Genomic DNA, 19002 nt, shown 5'->3' on the forward strand with positions numbered 1-19002 from the left:
CCACGAAGACCGGGAGGACAGGACCTGGCTCAGCCCGAGGTGTCGTCGGTCCGGAGGTAGGCGGCCGGGCGCGGATAGCGCTGGAGGGCCGGGGTGGTGCCGTCGGGGTCGTCGTCCACCACGGGCCGGGCGGTGGCCCGGAGTTCCGCGGGATCGTACGAGATGGCCTGGGTCCGCTCCACCGCGGACTCCTGCGCGGCGGTGTCCGGCTGCCCGTAGACCGGGATCTGGTCGATGGTGGTGTCCTCCCGGGAGTCCTGGGCCGTGTAGGCCGCGGCCGGTGTCCGGGTCTGCGCCGGGGGCATCATCGAGGTCTGGGCCAGCGCGCTCGCCAGCTGCCCGGTCTGGTCCTGGAGGCCCTGCTGCTGGGGTGCCGGAGCCCTCTGCATCTGCGGGGCGGGAGCCTGCTGGCCGACCTGGGCCAGCTGCTCGGCCTGCAACTGCGCCTGGAGCTGGGCGAGCTGGCTGCGCGCGGACTGCATCGGGGGTGCCGGTGTCTGTGCCATCGCCGCCGGGTACGGGGCCATCTGCACCGGGGGCGTGGCGACATAGGCGGGGGACAGCTCCGCCATGGGCTGCTGCACCGCGTAGCCCGCGCCGTAGTCGCCCTGCGGGTAGCCGGTCGCCGCGCCGCCGCCCATCGGCAGGGCGGCCGCGGGGTACATCTGCTGTTCGGGCATCACCGGTGCGCCGGACAGCTGCGGGGCCTGCTGGTAGAGGTAGTCGAACTGCGCCTGCGGTGCGGGGTTGAGCGGGGCCTGCTGCTCCCAGCTGACCTGGGGCGCGTAGAAGGACGTCCCGTACATCACGGTGCTCAGCCCGGTCAGCAGCCGCTGCACATCCGGCTGGGAGCGCACCACCAGCCGCATGAACTGGCTGCTGCTGCCCAGTTTGTTGCCGCATTCGCGGACCAGCACCCCGTGCTGGGAGAGCAGTTGGTCCCGGACCCAGGTGCCGTCCAGCCCGGCGGGGAGTTTGACGAAGACGAAGTTGCCCTGCGAGGGGTAGACCGTCACTCCGGGCAGCCCGGCCAGCTGCGTGGTCATCTGCTGCCGGTCCAGGCTGATCATGCGCAGGCTGTCCATGTACTCCTGCCGGTACCGCTTCAGCATGAAGACGAGTACCTCGGCGAAGGAGTTGAGGTTCCACTTCGGCAGCCGGGACCGGATCTGCACCGCGAGCGCCGGGTTGGCCACCAGATAGCCGAACCGGACGCCGTGCAGTCCGAAGTTCTTGCCGAGGCTGCGCAGCACGATCACATTGGGCCGCAGCACGGCCTCGTCCACGACGCTCGGATACGCCTCGGTGTCCGCGAACTCCAGGAAGGACTCGTCGATCACGATCAGGTCGAGGTCGGCGAGCGCGTCCATCATGGCGATCACGGCCTGCCGGGACAGCAGTCCGCCGTCGGGGTTGTTGGGGTTGCAGATGACGGCCACCCGCGAGCCCCGGGAGCGCACGAAGGAGACGAACGCCGACGGGTCGAGCGCGAAGCCGTTCATCTCCGGCAGCTGGAACATGTCCACCCGCTTGCCGGTCTCCATCGGCTGGTCGGTCCACCGGCCGAAGGTGGGGATCGGCACCGCCAGGCTCTCCTTGACCAGCAAGTGGTCGATCCAGGTGATGAGCTCGGTCGAGCCGTTGCCCATCGCCATGGTCTGCGGCTGGAGCCCCAGTACGTCGGCCAGTTCGGCGGTGATGGTCTCCGCGGAGCTGGGGTAGTACGTGAGGATGTCGCGCAGCCGGACCGCCATCACCGCGAACATCGCGGGGGTGGGGAAGTACGGGTTGCAGGGGATGCAGAAGTCCACGAGCTCCTGTCCGCCGCCCGTCACCCCGGCGCGGTTGAGCGCGAAGTACGACGGGCTGTGGGCGGTGCCGCGGAACAGTTCCGCGGCATCGCCGGTATGGCCGACTGGGGCAACAGTCACGTCGGGACCTCCTCGGTCGCGTCGGTCGTGCTGACACGACCGTTGCGGCTCGTCCCTCGAGCCTGACGCATGATCCCTCGAACGCGGGCCAGGTAACGATTTTCGTGTCGTCTGTGAAGAAACTGAGGACAAGGGAACCTGAGTCGAATAAAATTCCGCCCCCTACGGCGCGGGGGTGGAGTCGGACGGGTTTTCCCCGTCGGTGGGCGTGGCCCGGCCCTGTTCCGCTACCCACACCGCCACCTGCGCACGCGAGGTGAAACCGAGTTTGCTCAGAATGTGCTCAATATGGCCCTCGGCGGTGCGCTGGGCGATCACCAGGGACGCGGCGATCTCCTTGTTGCTGAGTCCCTGGGCGACCAGTTGCGCGATCTCGGACTCCCGGCGCGTCAGGGGAGACGGCCGTTCGGCCACCGCCGGTTCCGCCGTGGGCAGTTCGTCTTCCAGGGCGTAGACCAGCCCCTCGTCGTAGGAGAGCCGGGAGCCCTCCTTCACCGCCGCGTTGAAGGCCGGTTTCCCCAACGCACGGCCCACTGCGGCCTCGCACTCCTCGTGGTAGTGCACGAGGTGCCCGTAGCCGGACAGCGAGGCGCCCACCGCCCGCCAGACGGTGCGGACCACACCCAGCAGCCGGGCCGACCGCGCGAAGTCCCCTTCGGTGGCCGCGATCCAGGCCAGAACCTCGAGGTTGACCCCGACCCCCAGCGGATCGTCCAGCGAGCGGTTGAACGTGAGGCTCTCCCGCTCCAGCGCGGTGGCGCGCCCGGTGTCGCCCTGCCGCCACACCTCGACCCCCAGCGCCATCATCGTGTAGGCACGGTGCCAGCCCTCGCCGTAGGCGTCGCACACCGCCAGTGACTCCTCGCCCAGCGCGACGGCGCGCGGTGAGTCACCGATGAACGAGTGGGCCAGTGAGAGCCGGATGAGTGCCAGGGCCAGACCCACCGGGTCACCGGTGGCGCGGTGGCGGCTGACGGCCTCCTCGTAGAGCGCGATGGCGGCGTCGGCGTCGCCCCGGTACATCGCGACCATGCCCGAGTAGAGCGCGGTGTAGGCGAGGACGGGCTCCAGGTCCAGCCGTTCGCCGATCTCCCGGCCCTCCCTGAGCAGGGCGGAGGCGCCGTCGGTGTCGGACTGGATGATGGCCAGCCAGCTGTTGGTCCACAGCGCCCGGGCCCGGACCTCGTTCGGTTCGGAGCAGGCGGTGAGTCCGTCGTCCAGCCAGCGGCGCCCCTCGCTGAGGTAGTAGCTGGTGATCCAGTGGTAGAGCAGATCGGCCGCGATCCCCAGACCGCAGCTGGTCTCCGCCGGATCCTCGTAGCAGAACTCCAGCGCGGTGCGCAGATTGGCGTGTTCGAGCTGGAGCCGGGTGAACCACGGGACCTGCGCGGGGCCGAACAGCGCGGCGCGCGCGTCCGCCGCCAGCTGCCGGTAGTAGTCGCGGTGGCAGCGCAGCCGGGCGGTCTCCTCACCGGCCGCCGCCAGCCGCTCCCGGCCGTAGGCGCGCAGGGTGTCCAGCATCCGGTAGCGCACCGCCGCGCCGTGTTCCTCCCGCAGCAGCACCGACTTGTCCACCAGCTCGGTCACCAGATCGAGGATCTCCTCGCGGACCAGGCCGTCGCCGGAGCAGACCGCCTCGGCCGCCTCCAGGTCCAGGCTTCCGGCGAAGACCGAGACCCGGGCCCACAACAGCTGCTCGCGCTCGGTGCACAGGTCATAGCTCCAGTCGATCAGCGCGCGCAGCGTCTGGTGGCGGGGGAGGACCGCCCGGGAGCCGGTGGTCAGCAGCCGGAACCGGTCGTCGAGCCGGTCCAGCAACTGGTGGACGGACAGGGCGCGCAGCCGGACGACGGCCAGTTCGATGCCGAGCGGAATGCCGTCCAGCCGTCGGCAGATCCCCTCCACCTCGTCCCGGTTGGCCTCGGTGACGGTGAACCCGGGCAGTACCGCGCGGGCCCGCTCGGTGAACAGCCGTACCGCGTCGCACTGCGCGAACGCCCCGGTGGACAGCCGTGGCCCGGTGGGGTCGGGCAGGGTCAGGGTGGGAACGGCCAGCGTCTGCTCGCTGCCGATGCCCAGCACCTGGCGGCTGGTGGCCAGTACCCGCAGCCCGGGGGCCTCGCGCAGCAGCCGGTCGGTGAGCAGTGCGCAGGCGTGCAGCAGGTGCTCGCAGTTGTCCAGGACGAGCAGGATCTGCCTCTCCCGCAGATGATCGATCAGCACGTCCATCGGCGGGCGGGAGGAGTGGTCGCGGATCTCCAGGGCCTCGGTGAGGCTCTGGGCGAGCAGCGCGGGATGGTCCAGTTCGGCGAGTTCGGCGAGCCAGACGCCGTCGGGGAAGGCCCGGCGCGCCTCCTCGGCGACCCGCAGGGCCAGCCGCGTCTTGCCGACACCGCCGACACCGGTGAGGGTCACCAGCCGGGACGCGGACAGCATCCGCTTGACCTCGGCCGCCTCGTGCCGACGCCCCACGAAACTCGTCACCTCCGACGGCAGCCTGCCGGTCTGCCGTCCGGTCGAGATGTCCGTTGCCACCGCGCCCATCGATGCCTCGAACCAGCCTCGGGTGGGCGGGACCCCGCCCACGCGGACCGAGCCGATACCACCAGGCTATGCCTGGGCGGGGGCCGTCGCATGCCCCGCGGGACGTACCCGCGACCCTCCGTCACCGGTCCGGCGCGGACGGTGTGCGGATGACGTACCCGGGGTGAGCGAGGGTGGCCGGGTGTGACCTCCCCGGGGGTCCGGGGGTGGTATCGGGTACCGATGCGGGGATATCTCCCCTCGCTGCGTCCCTCCGCGGCGCACCATGCTGGATGCCTCGGAAGAGTTCCGCCGACCGTCGGCGGAAGAGCGAAGGTTCAGCCATGTGCCTCCATCAGCCCCCCTGTCCCGCCGCGGACGCGCCCGACCATGATTCCGCGCGTCTGGTGGCCTGCCATCCCGAGCAGGGCTGGAGCCTGCTCTGCAACGGAGTGGTGATCTTCGCGGACACCGGCGAACTGCTCCCCGACGGGCGTGTCGTCCCCGCCCCCCGGGCCTGCCCCGACCAATCGTGATGAACGTCCCCACCCTCACCATCGCCCCGCCCGCGTCCATGAGCGCGGCCCGTCGGCCGGTCCGGAACGCCCCGGCCACCAGCGGTGGGACCTCGTGGCTGCTGCCGTCCGAACCCGCCTCGGTGCCCCGGGCCCGCCGCCTCACCGTCGCGCAGCTGACCGCCTGGGCCCTCCACGACCACATCGATGACGCCGAACTGCTGGTGAGCGAGCTGGTCACCAATGCCGTACGGCACGCCTGCGGCCCCATCCGGCTGACGTTCTCCCTCCGCGCGGCGGACCGCGCCCTGCGCTGCGAGGTCGCGGACGAGGACTGCGGAATCCCCCGGCTGTGCCGGGCGGGCGAACAGGACGAGGGCGGGCGCGGGATCCATCTGCTGGAACTGCTCTCCCGCTGCTGGGGCAGCACCGCGACGGCGGTGGGCAAGGTCGTCTGGTTCGAGCTCCACGCCCTGACCCCGATCGGGCCGGGACCGGTCGCCCCCGGTCCGTTCCGGTGTGACGCGCCCCCGCGTGACCTCGTGAGAAATGTGACTCGATCAGATCCGTGACCCGACGAAAGGAGACGCCATAGAGAACTCCACGCCTCGTACCCACACGGTGAAACCGCATGGCCCGGGGAGCGGAACGGTGTAAGCCCTCACCACACCGGCCGTCCCCGGGCCTCTTTGTGCCCGGCGCCGGACTTTCGGGAGCCTTTGCGCAGGTCATTGATCGTCGTCATACGGTTCATGTAGCCTGACGATCGCACCGAGTAGCGTAGTTTTCGTATTTTTCGCAGTTTGTGCAGTGAGCAGTGGGTGGGGTCGAGGGGGACTGCCGTGGTGGACGAGCGGACCACGGCCTCCGGTGCCACGCTCGTCGGCCGGACCGGGGAACTCGCGGCGCTCACCGGCCACGCCGAGTCCGCCATCGCCGGACACTCCGGACTGGTGCTGCTGACCGGACCGGCCGGGATCGGCAAGACCAGTCTGGTGCGCGCCTTCCTCGAGAGCGACGCCTGCCGCAGAATGACCGTGCTCTACGGCACCTGCCGCGAGGTCGCCGCGGGCACCGGATACGGCGGGGTCCGCGCCCTCTTCGCCGCCCTGGGACTCACCGACGGGAACGCCGGGCACTCCCCGCTGCTGCGCGGCAGCGCCGCCCGTGCCCTCCCCGCCCTCACTCCCGGACCCGGCCCCGACGAGCCGTGCGCGCCGGCCGCCGCCTATCCGGTGCTGCACGGTCTGTACTGGCTCGCCGCCAATCTGATGGGCCGGGGCCCGCTGGCGCTCGTCCTGGACGATGTGCACTGGTGCGATGAGCGATCGCTGCGCTGGATCGACTTCCTGCTGCGGCGCGCCGACCACCTCCCGCTGCTGGTGGTGCTCGCCCAGCGCACCGGGGCCGAGCCCGCCGCGCCCGGCGCACTGGCCGATATCCTCGGCCAGCCCCGCACCTCGGTGCTCCGCCTCGATCCGCTGACCGACACGGACGTGGGCGAGATGGCGCGGCTGGTCTTCCCCACCCCCGTCGCGCCCGCCTTCGCCGAACGCGCCGCGGCGGTCTGCGGCGGCAACCCGCTCACCGTGGCCCGCCTGCTGCGCGAGCTGCGTGCCAAGGGCGTGGCGCCGGATGAACACGGTATCCAGGAGATCGCCGAGGTCGGCCAGTACGTCGTCGCGCTGTCGGTGCGCGCCCTGTTCGACCACCGGCCCGGCTGGGTCCGGGACGTGGCCACCGCGATCGCCGTGCTCGGGGACGAGGACGCCGGGCATATCGGCGCGCTCGCCGGAGTGCCCGCCGCCCGGGTCGCCGAGGCCGTGGCGCTGCTGCGCGACGCCGAGGTGATGGCGCCCGACCGCCGGGACCTGGCGCATGACGTGGTGCGTTCGGCGGTGCTCGAGACCGCCGGTGCCCCGGCCCTGGCCACCCTGCGCGCCCGGGCCGCCCTGCTGCTGAGCGATATCGGCCGGCCCGCCGAGGAAGTGGCCAACCAGGTGCTGCTGGTCCCCGGTACCCCCGAGCCGTGGATGCGTGTGGTGCTGCGCGAGGCCGCCGCCCAGGCCGAGCACCGGGGCGCCCCCGAGGCCACCGCCCGCTATCTGTACCGCGTACTGGAGGCCGAGCGGGACAGCGTCCCGGTCCGGGTGCAGCTCGCGCGGGCGCTGGCCGAGATCAACCCGGTGGAAGCGGTCCGGCTGCTGGAGCACGCGCTGTCGCTGACCTCCGACGTCCGCGCCAAGGCGCCCATCGCCGTGCAGTACGGCATGACCTGTCTGCCCGTACAGCGTTCGCGCAGCGCGGTCCGGGTGCTCACCGAGGTGCTGGACGCGCTCGAGGCCGGGACGGGCCCCGAACCCGATCCGGCCGATGCCGAGTTGCTGACCCTCGTCCGCTCCGCGCTGCTGATCACCGGCTCCGATGAGAAGGCGACCATCGACGCGGTCCGGGAGCGGTTCGCACGGATGCCCGAGCCGCCCGGGGACACCCCCGCACAGCGCCAGATCCTCGCGGTGATGACGCTGCACTCGGCGCTGGGCGGCGGGTCCGCCGAGCGGACGGTGTGCCGGGCGCGGCACACCCTGAGCGCCTCGGGGGTGGCGGTCGACAACTGGTCGCTGCTGCTGTCCTCGGTCAGTCTGAGCCTGGCCGACGAGACCGAGGGGGCGCTGGAGGCGCTGGACCGCTCGCTGCGGCTCAGCCAGGAGAACGCCGCGGTGTGGTCGTATGTGATGGCCCTGTCCAGCCGTGCCCTGGTGCTGCACGGGATCGGCGCGATGGCCGACGCGCTCGCCGACGCCCAGACCTCCCTGGAGATCATCGGCGAGGAGCGGTGGGTCTCCAACGTGACCATGCCGCAGACCGCGCTGGCCACCGTCCTGATCGACCGTGGTGAACCCGAGCGCGCCGAGGAGCTGCTGGGGCGGGTCACCCGGCCGAACATCGACGGGTTCGCCATGGAGTACCACTGGTACCTGATGGCCCGTGCACGGGCCCGGTGGGCGCTGGGCGACGGTGACACCGCGCTGCGGCTGCTGCTGGACTGCGGTGCCTCGCTGGCCGAGGCCGGGCTCGCCAACCCCGTCTTCGTCCCCTGGTGGGTCGAGGCGGCCTGTGTCCGTGCCGCGGGGAAGGACCCCGACCGGATGCGGGACGCCGTCGACCACGGCACCGAACTGGCCCGGCGCTGGAACACCCCGCGGGCGCTGGGACTCGCCGCGCTCGCCCGGGGAGTGATCACCTCCGGCACGGCCGGTGTCGAGCTGCTCACCGAGGCCGTCGACCAGCTGTCCGCCTCACCCGCCCGCGCCGAGTACGCCCGCGCGGAACTGCTGCTCGGCGGAGCGCTGCTGGAGCACGGTGATCCGCGCGGCGCGCGGGAGCATCTGCGGACCGCGGCCGACCTGGCCCAGAGCTGCGGGGCGCTGGCGCTCGCCCGGGACGCGCGGCGGCGGCTGGTCGCCGCGGGCGGACGGATGCGCGAGATCACCGCCTCGCCGGCGGATCTGCTCACCGGCACCGAGCGCACGGTCGCCGGGCTGGCCGCGCGCGGTGCGGGCAACCGGGAGATCGCCGAGTCGCTGTTCGTCACGGTGCGCACCGTGGAGACCCATCTCACCAGTGTCTACCGCAAGTTGGGGGTCAGCCAGCGCACCGAGCTGTCCTCGGTGCTGCACACCCCGAGCGTTCCCGACCCCCGGGCACCGGCTTGGGTCTCCGCCTCGCGCGGGCGATACTGACCACAACGTGACAGCACCGCCCCGGCCCCCCCGGCGATCCGCCGGACATATAGTCACACCATGCAGTTCAACGGGCTCCCGTTCCCCGGGCGAGAACGAGAGCAGGCAGCGCTGGCCCGGGTCGTCACCGACCTCGGCAGGGGTCGGCCCGCGGTCGTGACGATCGCCGGCCGCCCCGGTTCCGGACAGCGCGCACTGCTCGGATGGGTGGCCCGGCTCGCCGCCGACCGCGGACTCCGCGTCCTGCGCGCCGAGGCCACCCCCAGCGAGAACGCCCTGCGCTACGGCGCCGTCGACCAACTGCTGACCCCCGTGGACGGGCTCGGCGACGGCACCCGGCAGGTCCTGGTCGGACATGGCCCGGACACCCGTTTACCGGGACTGGCCGAACTGCTGCGCAGCGCCCGGGACCAGCCCACACTGGTGACCGTGGCGGACGTGGGGCTGCTGGACCCGGCCTCACTGCGCTGGTTCGGTGCCCTGATACGCCGGCTGCCCGGTACCCCTGCGGCGGTCGTGGCCAGCAGCACCGGTGGTCATCACCCGGGCTGGAGCGGGATCACCTCGGCTCCCGGCCCGGTGCCCGTCACCCAGCTCACCCTGTCCGCGCTGACCGACCGGGACATCGCCACCGCCGTGGCGCTGATCTGCGGCGAACCGGGTGAGGAGCCGTTCACCTCGGCCGCCGCCGAGGCCACGGCGGGCAGTCCCGCGGTGGCGCACGAGGCGCTGAGCCGCTTCGCCGCGCGCGGCCACCGACCGCTGGCCGCCCGGGTCCCCGAACTCCGGGCGCTCATCACCGCGGTCACCGGCGAGCACACCACCCGGGCGCTGAGCGGGCTGCCGGACACCGCGGTGGCGGTGCTGCGCGCCCTGGCGGTCTGCGGTGAACTGCTGGACCTGCCCCTGCTGTACACGCTGGCGGGGCCGGGGGCGGCACGGGAGCCGGGGCTGCGCGCCACCCTGGAGGCGACCGGGCTCACCGTCGCCTCCGGCACCGGACTGCGGCTGCGCAACGCCGACGTGCGGACCCGGGTCCTGGAGGAGATGACCGCCGCGGAGCGCGCCGACCTCTTCGCGCGCGCCGCCGAGCTGGCGCACCGGGCCGCCGTACCCGACGAGGAGATCACCCGGCTGCTGCTCGCCGCCCGTCCCGCCGGAGAGCCCTGGGCGGTCCACACCCTGCGCCGCACCTGCGCCGCCGCGCTGCGCGCCGGGCGGTCGGCCGAGGCCATCGCCTGTCTGACCCGGGCGCTGGACGAGCCCATGGAGCCCGGATCACGGGCCCGGCTGGGACTGGAACTGGCCGCCATCGAGGTGCTGGCCGCGCCCGAGGCCGGGGACCGCCGCCTGGAGGAGATCATCCGCACCGAGGGCGGCCAGCTCTCCCGGGCCCGCACCCGCGCCGCCGATCTGGGCCTGACCCGCGGCGGTGTCGAGGGGCTGCGCCGGGCGGTGCTGAGCGCGCTGCCCACCGCCCATGACGTGGAGCGGGCCGAACTGGCCGCCCTCTACTGGCTCTCCGACGAGGGACGGGAGGACGACACCGCGCTGACCCTGGCCGACGTCCCCCCGCTGCCCGAGCGGCCGCCGTGTCCCGCCCAGGCCGGGGCCCGCGCCTGGCAGCTCGCCCTGCGCGCCGAGAACCTGGCGCTGACGCGGGAGCTGGCCCGCCGCGCGGCCACCGGCCAGGAGGGCGGCGGCGCCCTGATCCTGCCCCGGCTCGCCGCGGCCCGCGCCCTGTTCCTCACCGACGACGTCGAAGAGGCCGGGACCCGGCTGGACGTCCTCCACACCGAACTGCGCCGACAGCACGCCCGCGCCGCGTCCGCGCTCGTCCTCGCCGTCCGCGGCGAACTCCATCTGCGGCGCGGACGGCTGGACATGGCCGAACGGGACGCCGCCGCAGCGGAACGCTCCCTGCCGCACGCCCGCTGGCACCCGGACGCCGCTCCCTATCTGTCCGCCGTCCAGATCACCGTCGCGCTGGAGAGCGGTCAGACCGACCGGGCCCGGGCACTCGCCGCGACCGCCCCGCCCACCGGGGAACGGGAAGGCGCCGCCTGGGCGTATCTGCTCTTCGCCCAGGGGACGGTGGACCTGGTGGACGGCCGGATCACCGACGCGAGAGAGCGCTTCCGCGGCGCCGGACGACGGCTGCTGCGCCGCGGCCACATCAATCCCGCCCTGATGCCCTGGCGTTCCATGGCCGCCCGCGCCTGCCACGCGGCCGGGGACCACGAGGAGGCCCAGCGGCTGACCCGGGAAGAGGTCGCGCTGGCTCTGCGGTGGGGCGCGCCGAGCGCGCTGGGCTGGGCCCAGCTCGGCGCCGGACGGGTGGCCTGTGAAGGGCGCGCCGAGCGGCTCCGCGAAGCGGTGGGCACCTTGCGTGGCACGCCCTCCCTGCTGGCCCTGGCAGGAGCGCTCACCGAGCTGGTCAGGACCGAACTGGACGCCGGGGACCGCTGCGCGGCCTCCGCGCTCCTGGCCGAGCTGGCCACCCTCACCACCACCCACCGCCCCTCCAGCAGGCTGGCCGAGCGGGTGCGCGTCCTCACCGGGCGGCTGGGCCGGCCCGCCGCGTCCGGCGCCGTCCCGCATCCGGCGTGGGCCACGCTGACCGAAGCCGAACGGCGCACCGCGACGCTGGCCGGACACGGCCGGGGCAACCGCGAGATCGCCGAACTGCTGTCGGTGACCACCCGCACCGTCGAGCTCCGGCTCAGCGGTGCCTACCGAAAGCTGCGGATCCGTGGGCGGGCGGAACTGCGCACGCTGATCCGGGCGACAGAGGGGTACGGAACGGATGTTGCTTGAGCGCGAGGCCGAGAAGGCACAGGTCGCGGAGGCCCTGGCGGCGGCCCGTGCGGGGGACTCGTCACTGCTGCTGCTCACCGGCCCGCTGGGGATCGGCCGTACCGCGCTGCTGCAACAGCTGGCCGCGCGGACCGAGGACGACGGCGTACGGGTGCTGCGCGCCAACGCCGCGCCGATGGAGCAGGACTTCGCCTTCGGCGTGGTCCGCCAGCTCTTCGACAGTCTGCTCACCGGTGCCCCGGAGGAGCTCCGTGACCGCTGGCTGCGGGAACACGGCGGCTTCGCGCGCACGGTCTTCGCCGATGACGCCGTCCCGGCGGGGGAGGGTCGGGCCGCCGCCGCCAGCGAGGCCGTCCTCTACGGGCTGCGCTCCCTGCTGGCGGACGTGTGCGCGGACGGTCCGCTGCTGCTCCTCGTCGATGACCTCCAGTGGGTGGACACCCCCTCGCTGCGCTGGCTCGCCTATCTGGTCAAGCGGTTGCACGGACTGCGCGCCGTCCTGGTGTGCACCCTGCGCGACGGGGACCCGCGCGCCCAGCACCCGCTGCTGTGCGAGGTCACTGACGCGGCCGCGCGGGTACTGAGCCCCGCGCCGCTCACCGTGGACGCCGCCCAGGGGATGATCCAGGAGCATTTCGGCGAACGGGGCGACGAGGAGTTCGCCCGGGCCTGTCATGACATCTCCGGGGGCAATCCGCTGTTCCTGCTGTCGGTGCTGCTCGGCCTCGCCGTGAACGGGCACCAGCCCACCGTGTGCCATGCGGACGCCGCCCGCGAACTGCGGCCCTCCCAGCTCCGGGAGCGGCTCGCGGGCTGTATGCGCACCCAGCCCCAGCCGGTGCGGGACCTGGCCGCGGCCATCGCGGTCCTCGGCGACCAGAGCGACCCCGGGCTGATGGCCCGGCTCGCCGGACTGGACGCGATCGGCTACGCCGCCGCGCTGCGCGCCGTCCACGAACTGGGACTGACCGCCACCGAACAGGAACCCCGCTTCGTCCATCGGGTGGTGCAGGACGCGGTCGAGTCCTCCATGACCGTGGCCGAACGCGAGCGGCTGCACGACGCGGCGGCCGAACTGCTCTACCGCAGCGGCTGCCCCGCGGAACTGGTCGCGGCCCAGCTGATGGCCGTCACCGCCTCCCGGCACTCCTGGTCGGTGGAGGTGCTGCGCGCCGCCGCGGACACCGCGCTGCGCCGGGGCGCACCCGACACCGCCGCCCGCTATCTGCGGCGTGCACTGCTGGACGGTGCGCTGTCCGGTGAGGGACGGGCCCGGCTGCTGATCGATCTGGCCACCGCGGAGCGCGGTTTCGACCCGGCCGCCTGTGAACGCCACATCTCCCAGGCGATACCCCTGCTGTCCTCGGCGCGGCACCGGGCCGCCGCCGCCCTGAGGATCTCCCCGACCATCGTGGGACTCACCCCCCCTTCCGTCCTCGACCTGCTGCACCAGGTGGCCGAGGACCTGGGCCCGGCGGCCGACCTGGCGGGTACCGCGCGCGATCTGTCCCTGCGGCTGGAGGCCCGGCTGCGGCACTCCGGACACGAGGACCCCGCTGAACTGGCCGCCGCCGTGGCCCGGCTGAACGGGATGGGGGAGGAGCCTGCGCTCGGCTCGACCGCCGAACGCGAGCTGACCGCGGTGCTGCTCACTGCGGCGACGCTGACCGCCCGGCTGCCGGTGGGCCGGATCACCGGGATCGCCCACCGCATCCTGGAGCGCGAACCGGCCACCTCGGCCCGGGTGCATTCGGCGCTGCCCCTGGTGGTCATCGCCCTGGTCGCCTCCGACTCGGTACGCGACATCAGCTCCTGGCTGTCGGCCGAACGCCACACCGTGCGGCAGGACACCACCGTCGTGGACGCCTTCGTCCACCTCGAACAGGCGATGGTGCTCACCGCCCGCGGCCGCCCCGCCAAGGCGCTGGACCACGCCGAGCGCGCCGCACGGCTGGCCGAGGCGCACTGGCAGGAGATCGGCGTCATCTCCACCGTGGCCCTCACCGGAGTCGCCCTGGAACTGCGCGACCCCGCGCTGACCGAACGGATCCTCGACCGGCTCGGACGGCGCAGGTCCGCCAGCCTGACGCTGACCACCGCCCTCCAGCTCCTCAAGGCGGCGCAGGACACCGGGCACGGGCGGTGGAGCGCGGCGCTGGAGACCCTGCTCGCATGCGGACGGCAGCTGGAGGCGTCGGGCTGGCGCAATCCCGTGCTCTTCCCGTGGCGGCCCGGCGCGGCCGCCCTCCAGGTGCGCGTCGGCGACGCCCGCGCGGCGTTCGCCCTCGCCGAGGAGGAACATCTGCGGGCGGTGGAATGGGGCGCGCCGGTCGCGATCGGCCGCGCCCTGCGGCTCAAGGGGCGGCTCCACGGCGGTGACCGGGGGGTGAACCTGCTGCGCGAGTCCGTCGACGTCCTGCGCGCCTCCGCCAACGAGCTCGAACTCGCCCGTGCCCTGCTGACCCTGGGCAGACGGCTGCGCGGCGGCAGCGAGGCGGAGGCCGTACTCCAGGAGGCGGCCGCCCTCGCCGCCGCCTGCGGTGCGCCCTGGCTGGCCGAACGGGCCGGCACCCGCAACGGCCGGACAGCGCCCACCGTACGGCCGGAGGCGAGCCTCACCCGCACCGAACGCACGGTGACCGGGCTGGTCGGCCGCGGGCTCACCAACCAGGAGATCGCCGGTGAACTCGGCGTGACCACACGTGCCGTGGAGAAGCACCTGACCCACGCCTACCGCAAGCTGGAGGTCTCCGGACGCCGCGAGCTCATCCGTCTGCTGCCCCGCCTTCAACCGCAAAACCGCAGTTAACGGCGGTAATTCAGCGACGATCGGCGCACTGGATGAACCACCGTACCGAACCACCGAAACCCGGGGGTGCGGACCGAACCCCCACCCCCCGCCGACCACGGGATTGGGCGGCGGGACCGCAGTTGACGTTGACTGGATCAGCCACTCCTCCCTAGTCTCATTCTGAAATCACATTCGAAAAAAAATTGCGCGCGCAATTTCCCCGAAAAATTCAGAATTCAGGAAGGGATGGCAGTCCCTTGGCAATGTCCGCACTAGCAGATACGGCTCGGCCAACCCCCCACGAGCTCGGATGTGAACAGGCCGAGTACGCCGATCTCCTGCGCCAGTTCGACCAGCCAGGGGTGTGTGTCGTATGTCTCGACCCGTCCCTGACGGTCCTGCAGGCGAATCGGGAGTTCTTCCGCCAGTTCGACGACGCGTCGGCCGAGGTTTGCGGCCGCAGCTTCTGCGATCTGGTGCACCCCAGCGTCCAGCAGACCCTGCGACGCCAGTTCACCGGGCTCGTCGACGGCTCCCGTCATCGCTTCGCCGCCCACACGGTGCTCGTCGGACCCGAGGGTTCGGCCTTCACCAGCGTGCTCACGGCGGTGGCGGTGCGCGAAGGCCGCTCCCATGTGGCATCCATCCTCGTCCTGATGCGCCCCACCGCGGGCGGCGGCGAGGTGGACATGGTCACCGAACGCAAGAAGCTGCTCACCGAGATCGAGGCACGCATCCTGGAGGGGATCGCGGCCGGACTGTCCACGATCCCCCTGGCCGCGCGGCTCTACCTCAGCCGCCAGGGCGTCGAGTACCACGTGACCCGGCTGCTCCGTAAGCTGCGCGTGCCCAACCGCGCGGCCCTGGTCTCCCGCGCCTACTCGCTGGGCGTCCTCAATGTGGGCTCCTGGCCCCCGAAGGTCGTCCAGGACTTCGTCAAGTGATCCCGCCCGAGGAGCGGGCGACACGCGGCCACAGCCGGTCCGATGCCGACCGGCTGTGGCCGCGCCGCCACTCCAGGACCCACGAGGCGGACCGCGCCCTCGCCGAACTCGACCCGCCGGTCGCCGACTACACGCGCGGCGGTGTCGTCCGCACGGTACGGATCGCCCGCACCACCCCCCGCCGCGCCGATGTCCTGCATCTGCGCCGGGCCCACCACGGGCGGACGCTGGACCGGCTCGGCGTCCCGGTCTGGGACGAGGACGACGAGCGCGCCGTCCATCTGCTCTGCACGGAAGGCGATACGGCGGTCGGCGCCCTGCGCGTCACCGTCGGCCGGGCCGGGGAGGGCGAGCTCTACGAGGACTTCGGTTCGCTGGAGGAGACGCTCGGCGACGGTGAACTGCTGATGTTCGCCCGGCAGATCGTGGAGCCGCGACGGCGCGGCAGCGAGATCGCCACGGCGCTGGCCCACGCCGCCTGTCTGTGGTGGAGCGTGCGCTCCCGGCTGCGGCGGATCGCGTTCACCGGACTCACCCCCGGACCTCCCGCGCCCGTCTTCGGGGCCACCGCGGTCACCCCGCCGTTACCTCTGGGCCCGGCCGCCGTCGGCGTCGCGGTCTTCACCGGGCGGCTGGACACGGTGGCCGACGAGACCGCGCGGCGGCTGCTGCGGACCGGATGGGCGATCACCCTCCGGGAGGCACTGGGCACGGCCGGGGCCGGGACCGGGGGCGTGGCGGCCGGGCAGCCGGGGCTCGACGCGTCGGGGGACATCCCGTGAGCGATGTCCGCGCCCCCGACCGGCCGCCCCGGCTGCCGTTCCCGGCCGACCGCCCGGCCGAACCGCCGGCCCCCTACGCGTGGTTGCGCCGGGAGTGCCCGGTCAGCCCGGTGCGGATGCCGTCCGGCGACCTCGGCTGGCTCGTCAGCCGGTACCGGGACGCCCGGTTCGCGCTCTCCGACCGCCGGTTGAGCAAAGCTGCGCTCACCGAACCCGGCGCGCCCCGTATCCGGCCCGGGACCCTGCCGCCCGGCCTGCTGTTCACCACCGACCCGCCCGAGCACACCGCGCTTCGCATCCGGGCCACGGCGGCCCTGACCCGTACCCGGACCGGTGGACTGCGCGCCGCGGTCGCCGAGATCGCGGAAGAGCTCGTGGACGGCTTCGCCGCCCGCGCCGAGGCCGACCTCGTGGCCGACTTCGCCCGTCCGTTCGCGATGCGGGTGATGTGCGTGCTGCTGGGCGTTCCGCTGGGCGACCGCGACCGGTTCGCGCACTGGGCCGAGACGGTGCTCGCGGTCGACGGGCACGCCCCGGAGGACGTCGAGCGCGCCCAGCGCGACCTCATGGCGTACACCGCGGCGCTGGTCACCGCACGTACCGCGGTGCCCTCGGATGACCTGGTCTCGGCGCTCGCCCGGGACGGCGACGACGCCAGCGCCGTCTCGCTGGCCGCCACCTTCCTGGTCACCGGGTACGAGACGATGGTCGCCGCGGTGGCCAACGCGGTGCTGACCCTGCTCATCCGGGGCGGGCTGCCCACGCCCTGGCCCGCCGACCCCCGGGCGCTGATCGAAGAGCTGCTGCGGCTGGGCACCTTCGGTGACGCGCTGCGCTCCCGCCGGGCGACCAGCGATGTCACCGTGGGCGGGGTGGTGGTGCCCGCCGGAGACGTGGTGCTGGTCTCCCTCGCCTCCGCCAACCGCGACGAGACCGTCTTCACCGAGCCGGACCGGCTGCTGCCCGGCCGCACCCCGCGCCACCTCAGCTTCGGTCACGGCGCGCACTACTGCCCCGGTGCCCGGCTGGCCCGGGTGGAGCTGGAGACGGCTCTGCGCTGTCTGGCCACCCGGCTCCCCGGGCTGCGGCTGGCGATGGGACCGGAGGAGGCGGTGCCGCGAGCGGGCTCCGCCGAACGGCCGCCGGAACGGCTCACCGTCCGCTGGGGCCCGCCCGGTGACGCGGAACGCGTACGGCCGGCGGAACGCTCAGGATGCGGAGGACGTGCCGTGTGACAGCCGCAGCACCTGGAAGGCAGTGAGCGCGACATGGAGTTCGGTGCGCTGCCCGCCGGACTCCAGATCGCAGCCGAGGAGCCGCTCGATCGAACGCAGCCGCTGGTAGAACGCCTGGCGGGACAGGTTGGCCCGTTTCGCCGCCACGGTCTTGTTGCCCGCCGCGTCGAGATAGGCGCGCAAGGTCGACAGCAGATCGGTGCCGTGCCGCTCGTCGTAGTGGACCAGCCGTCCCAGCTGCCGTTCCACGTACTCCTGTATCCGCACGTCCCCGCGCAGCGCGTACAGCAGCTGCCGCAGCCCGATATCGCACAGCTCGTGGAACGGTTTGTCGGGGGTGCCGGGGACGGCGGCGTCCGCGACCCGGGCCGCCTGCTGGAAGGAGTGCGCCAGCTGGGACAGATCCGCCACCTCCGAGCCCACGCTGACCACCGCGTCCGGCCGTGACGCCCGCACCGCACGGCTCAGCCGCTCCGCCAGCGGTCGCCAGGAGACGGACGGCTCGAAGGTCAGCAGTACCCCGATGTGATCCCCGGGCACCGCTCCGACCAGGACGGATGTCCCGCCCGTCGCCAGCTCGGCGGTCAGCCGGTCCTCCAGCTCCGCCGACTCCTGGGTGTCCGGCCCCCGGACGAGCGTGACCAGGGCGACGATGAACCGGCGGCCCTGCACCGGTGTGCCCAGCGCCTCGGCCCGCGCCCTGGCCTCCCCGGCGGACCGGCAGCGCCGTTCGACCAGGTCCAGCAGCAGGGTGCGCTGAGCCCGCCGCTCCCAGCGGGTGTGCTGGGTCAGCCGGGCGATGGTCAGGGCGGTGGCCGTGCGCTCCAGGACCATCGCGTGCTCGGGTCCGGTGGCCGGGTTGCCGGAGGTGTCCGGGAGCATCAGCAGCCGTCCCCAGCGCTCACCCCGGTACTCCACCGCCGTCACCAGCCACTGCTCCGGACCGCTCAGCTCGGTGCGGTCCGGGGAGGGGGTCGCGCGGGAACGCCGCTCCCAGCCGGTCAGCGCCGCCTCGACCCCCGGCCCCGGGGGGCCGCAGATCACCGCCTGGTGCACCAGGTTCTCCAGCACCACCGGATGCCCGCTCAGCTCGGCCGCCATGCCCACCACCTCGTCGGGCTCGGCGCCGCGCAGGGTCAGCGCGGTGAAGGCGTCGTGGACGTCATGGGCCCTGCGCAGGCTCTCGATCTGACTGCCGATGATCATGGAGTGGACGATCTGGGTGACCTCCACGAAGTTCACGCTCCGGGAGAGCACCACCAGCGGGAAGTCCCGGTCCAGACAGGCGCGCACCAGCTCGTTCGGCGGCCGGTGGTAGCGCCGGACCAGCTCTATCACCAGCCCCGCCGCACCGATGTCCGCCAGCTCCTCCACATAGCGCCGCACCCGCGAGGGATCCCCCTCCGGCAGCGGCATACCGGTGGTGAGCACCAGCTCCCCGCCCTTGAGGAACGACGCCGGATCGAGCAGTTCGGTGATGTGCACCCAGCGCACCGGACGGGACAGCTGCCCCTGGCCGGACACCACCTCCGGCAGCCCCGCGGCCAGCACCGGCAGCCGCAGCGCGGCGTCGAGCGTGAGCGGCGCGCCGGCCTCGTACGTCATCCCGCCGGAGCCGTCCATGCGGGCCACTCTGACAAGCTCCGGTCCCGTGCGCAACGGGCCCCCTTGACGCCGGGCCGGGGAGGAGCCGTTGACAGATCGTCCATACCGATCACCAG

11 protein-coding genes are annotated in these 19002 nt (G+C 73.2%); 8 read left to right on the forward strand and 3 right to left on the reverse strand.

Going from position 1 to position 19002, the window contains the following annotated elements; all coding sequences use genetic code 11:
• Positions 1–29: 29 nt before the first annotated feature.
• Together AC07FT_RS21465 and AC07FT_RS21470 are read right to left on the reverse strand one after the other, a co-directional pair.
• A complete protein-coding gene (locus tag AC07FT_RS21465) occupies positions 30–1931 on the reverse strand; it encodes a pyridoxal phosphate-dependent aminotransferase (protein ID WP_479177634.1) in 1902 nt (633 codons plus the stop codon).
• 162 nt (positions 1932–2093) lie between these two features.
• Complete coding sequence (locus AC07FT_RS21470; protein ID WP_479177635.1) at positions 2094–4475, reverse strand: ATP-binding protein; 2382 nt, start codon at positions 4473–4475, stop codon at positions 2094–2096.
• Positions 4476–4798: 323 nt separating this feature from the next.
• Between AC07FT_RS21470 and AC07FT_RS21475 the strand changes: the two genes are divergently transcribed.
• From AC07FT_RS21475 to AC07FT_RS21510, 8 genes are all read left to right on the forward strand, one after another.
• A complete protein-coding gene (locus tag AC07FT_RS21475) occupies positions 4799–4990 on the forward strand; it encodes a DUF5999 family protein (protein ID WP_471199727.1) in 192 nt (63 codons plus the stop codon).
• On the forward strand, positions 4990–5541 hold the full coding sequence (locus AC07FT_RS21480) for an ATP-binding protein (protein ID WP_479177636.1): 552 nt from the start codon (positions 4990–4992) through the stop codon (positions 5539–5541). Before AC07FT_RS21475 ends, AC07FT_RS21480 begins: the two co-directional genes overlap by 1 nt.
• Positions 5542–5811: 270 nt before the next feature.
• Positions 5812–8712, forward strand: a complete 2901-nt coding sequence (locus tag AC07FT_RS21485; RefSeq protein WP_479177637.1) for a helix-turn-helix transcriptional regulator — start codon at positions 5812–5814, stop codon at positions 8710–8712.
• Positions 8713–8772: 60 nt separating this feature from the next.
• Positions 8773–11529, forward strand: a complete 2757-nt coding sequence (locus tag AC07FT_RS21490) for an AAA family ATPase (protein WP_479177638.1) — start codon at positions 8773–8775, stop codon at positions 11527–11529.
• Entirely contained in the window at positions 11519–14338 is a 2820-nt protein-coding gene (locus AC07FT_RS21495; RefSeq protein WP_479177639.1) for an ATP-binding protein, read from the forward strand. The genes AC07FT_RS21490 and AC07FT_RS21495 overlap by 11 nt, the downstream gene beginning before the upstream one ends.
• 245 nt (positions 14339–14583) lie before the next feature.
• Positions 14584–15264 (forward strand): helix-turn-helix transcriptional regulator, encoded by a 681-nt coding sequence (locus AC07FT_RS21500; protein WP_374215360.1) that lies wholly within the window; start codon positions 14584–14586, stop codon positions 15262–15264.
• Positions 15261–16046, forward strand: a complete 786-nt coding sequence (locus AC07FT_RS21505) for a hypothetical protein (RefSeq protein ID WP_471199741.1) — start codon at positions 15261–15263, stop codon at positions 16044–16046. Before AC07FT_RS21500 ends, AC07FT_RS21505 begins: the two co-directional genes overlap by 4 nt.
• Positions 16043–17281 carry a cytochrome P450 gene (locus AC07FT_RS21510; protein ID WP_479177640.1) on the forward strand — a complete coding sequence of 413 codons (1239 nt, stop codon included), beginning with the start codon at positions 16043–16045 and terminating at the stop codon, positions 17279–17281. Before AC07FT_RS21505 ends, AC07FT_RS21510 begins: the two co-directional genes overlap by 4 nt.
• On the opposite strand, the gene AC07FT_RS21515 is transcribed toward AC07FT_RS21510, so the two are convergent.
• Positions 17255–18904 carry a PucR family transcriptional regulator gene (locus AC07FT_RS21515; protein WP_479177641.1) on the reverse strand — a complete coding sequence of 550 codons (1650 nt, stop codon included), beginning with the start codon at positions 18902–18904 and terminating at the stop codon, positions 17255–17257. The genes AC07FT_RS21510 and AC07FT_RS21515 overlap by 27 nt on opposite strands.
• Between the last annotated feature and the right edge of the window lie 98 nt (positions 18905–19002).

The organism is Streptomyces sp. NPDC045899, assembly GCF_056431485.1.

Coding starts and splice junctions, on each gene's coding strand:
- AC07FT_RS21470 (WP_479177635.1), bottom strand. CDS start 4,475: ATGGGCGCGGTGGCAACGGACATCTCGACCGGACGGCAGACCGGCAGG.
- AC07FT_RS21500 (WP_374215360.1), top strand. CDS start 14,584: ATGTCCGCACTAGCAGATACGGCTCGGCCAACCCCCCACGAGCTCGGA.
- AC07FT_RS21480 (WP_479177636.1), top strand. CDS start 4,990: ATGAACGTCCCCACCCTCACCATCGCCCCGCCCGCGTCCATGAGCGCG.
- AC07FT_RS21490 (WP_479177638.1), top strand. CDS start 8,773: ATGCAGTTCAACGGGCTCCCGTTCCCCGGGCGAGAACGAGAGCAGGCA.
- AC07FT_RS21475 (WP_471199727.1), top strand. CDS start 4,799: ATGTGCCTCCATCAGCCCCCCTGTCCCGCCGCGGACGCGCCCGACCAT.
- AC07FT_RS21515 (WP_479177641.1), bottom strand. CDS start 18,904: ATGGACGGCTCCGGCGGGATGACGTACGAGGCCGGCGCGCCGCTCACG.
- AC07FT_RS21495 (WP_479177639.1), top strand. CDS start 11,519: ATGTTGCTTGAGCGCGAGGCCGAGAAGGCACAGGTCGCGGAGGCCCTG.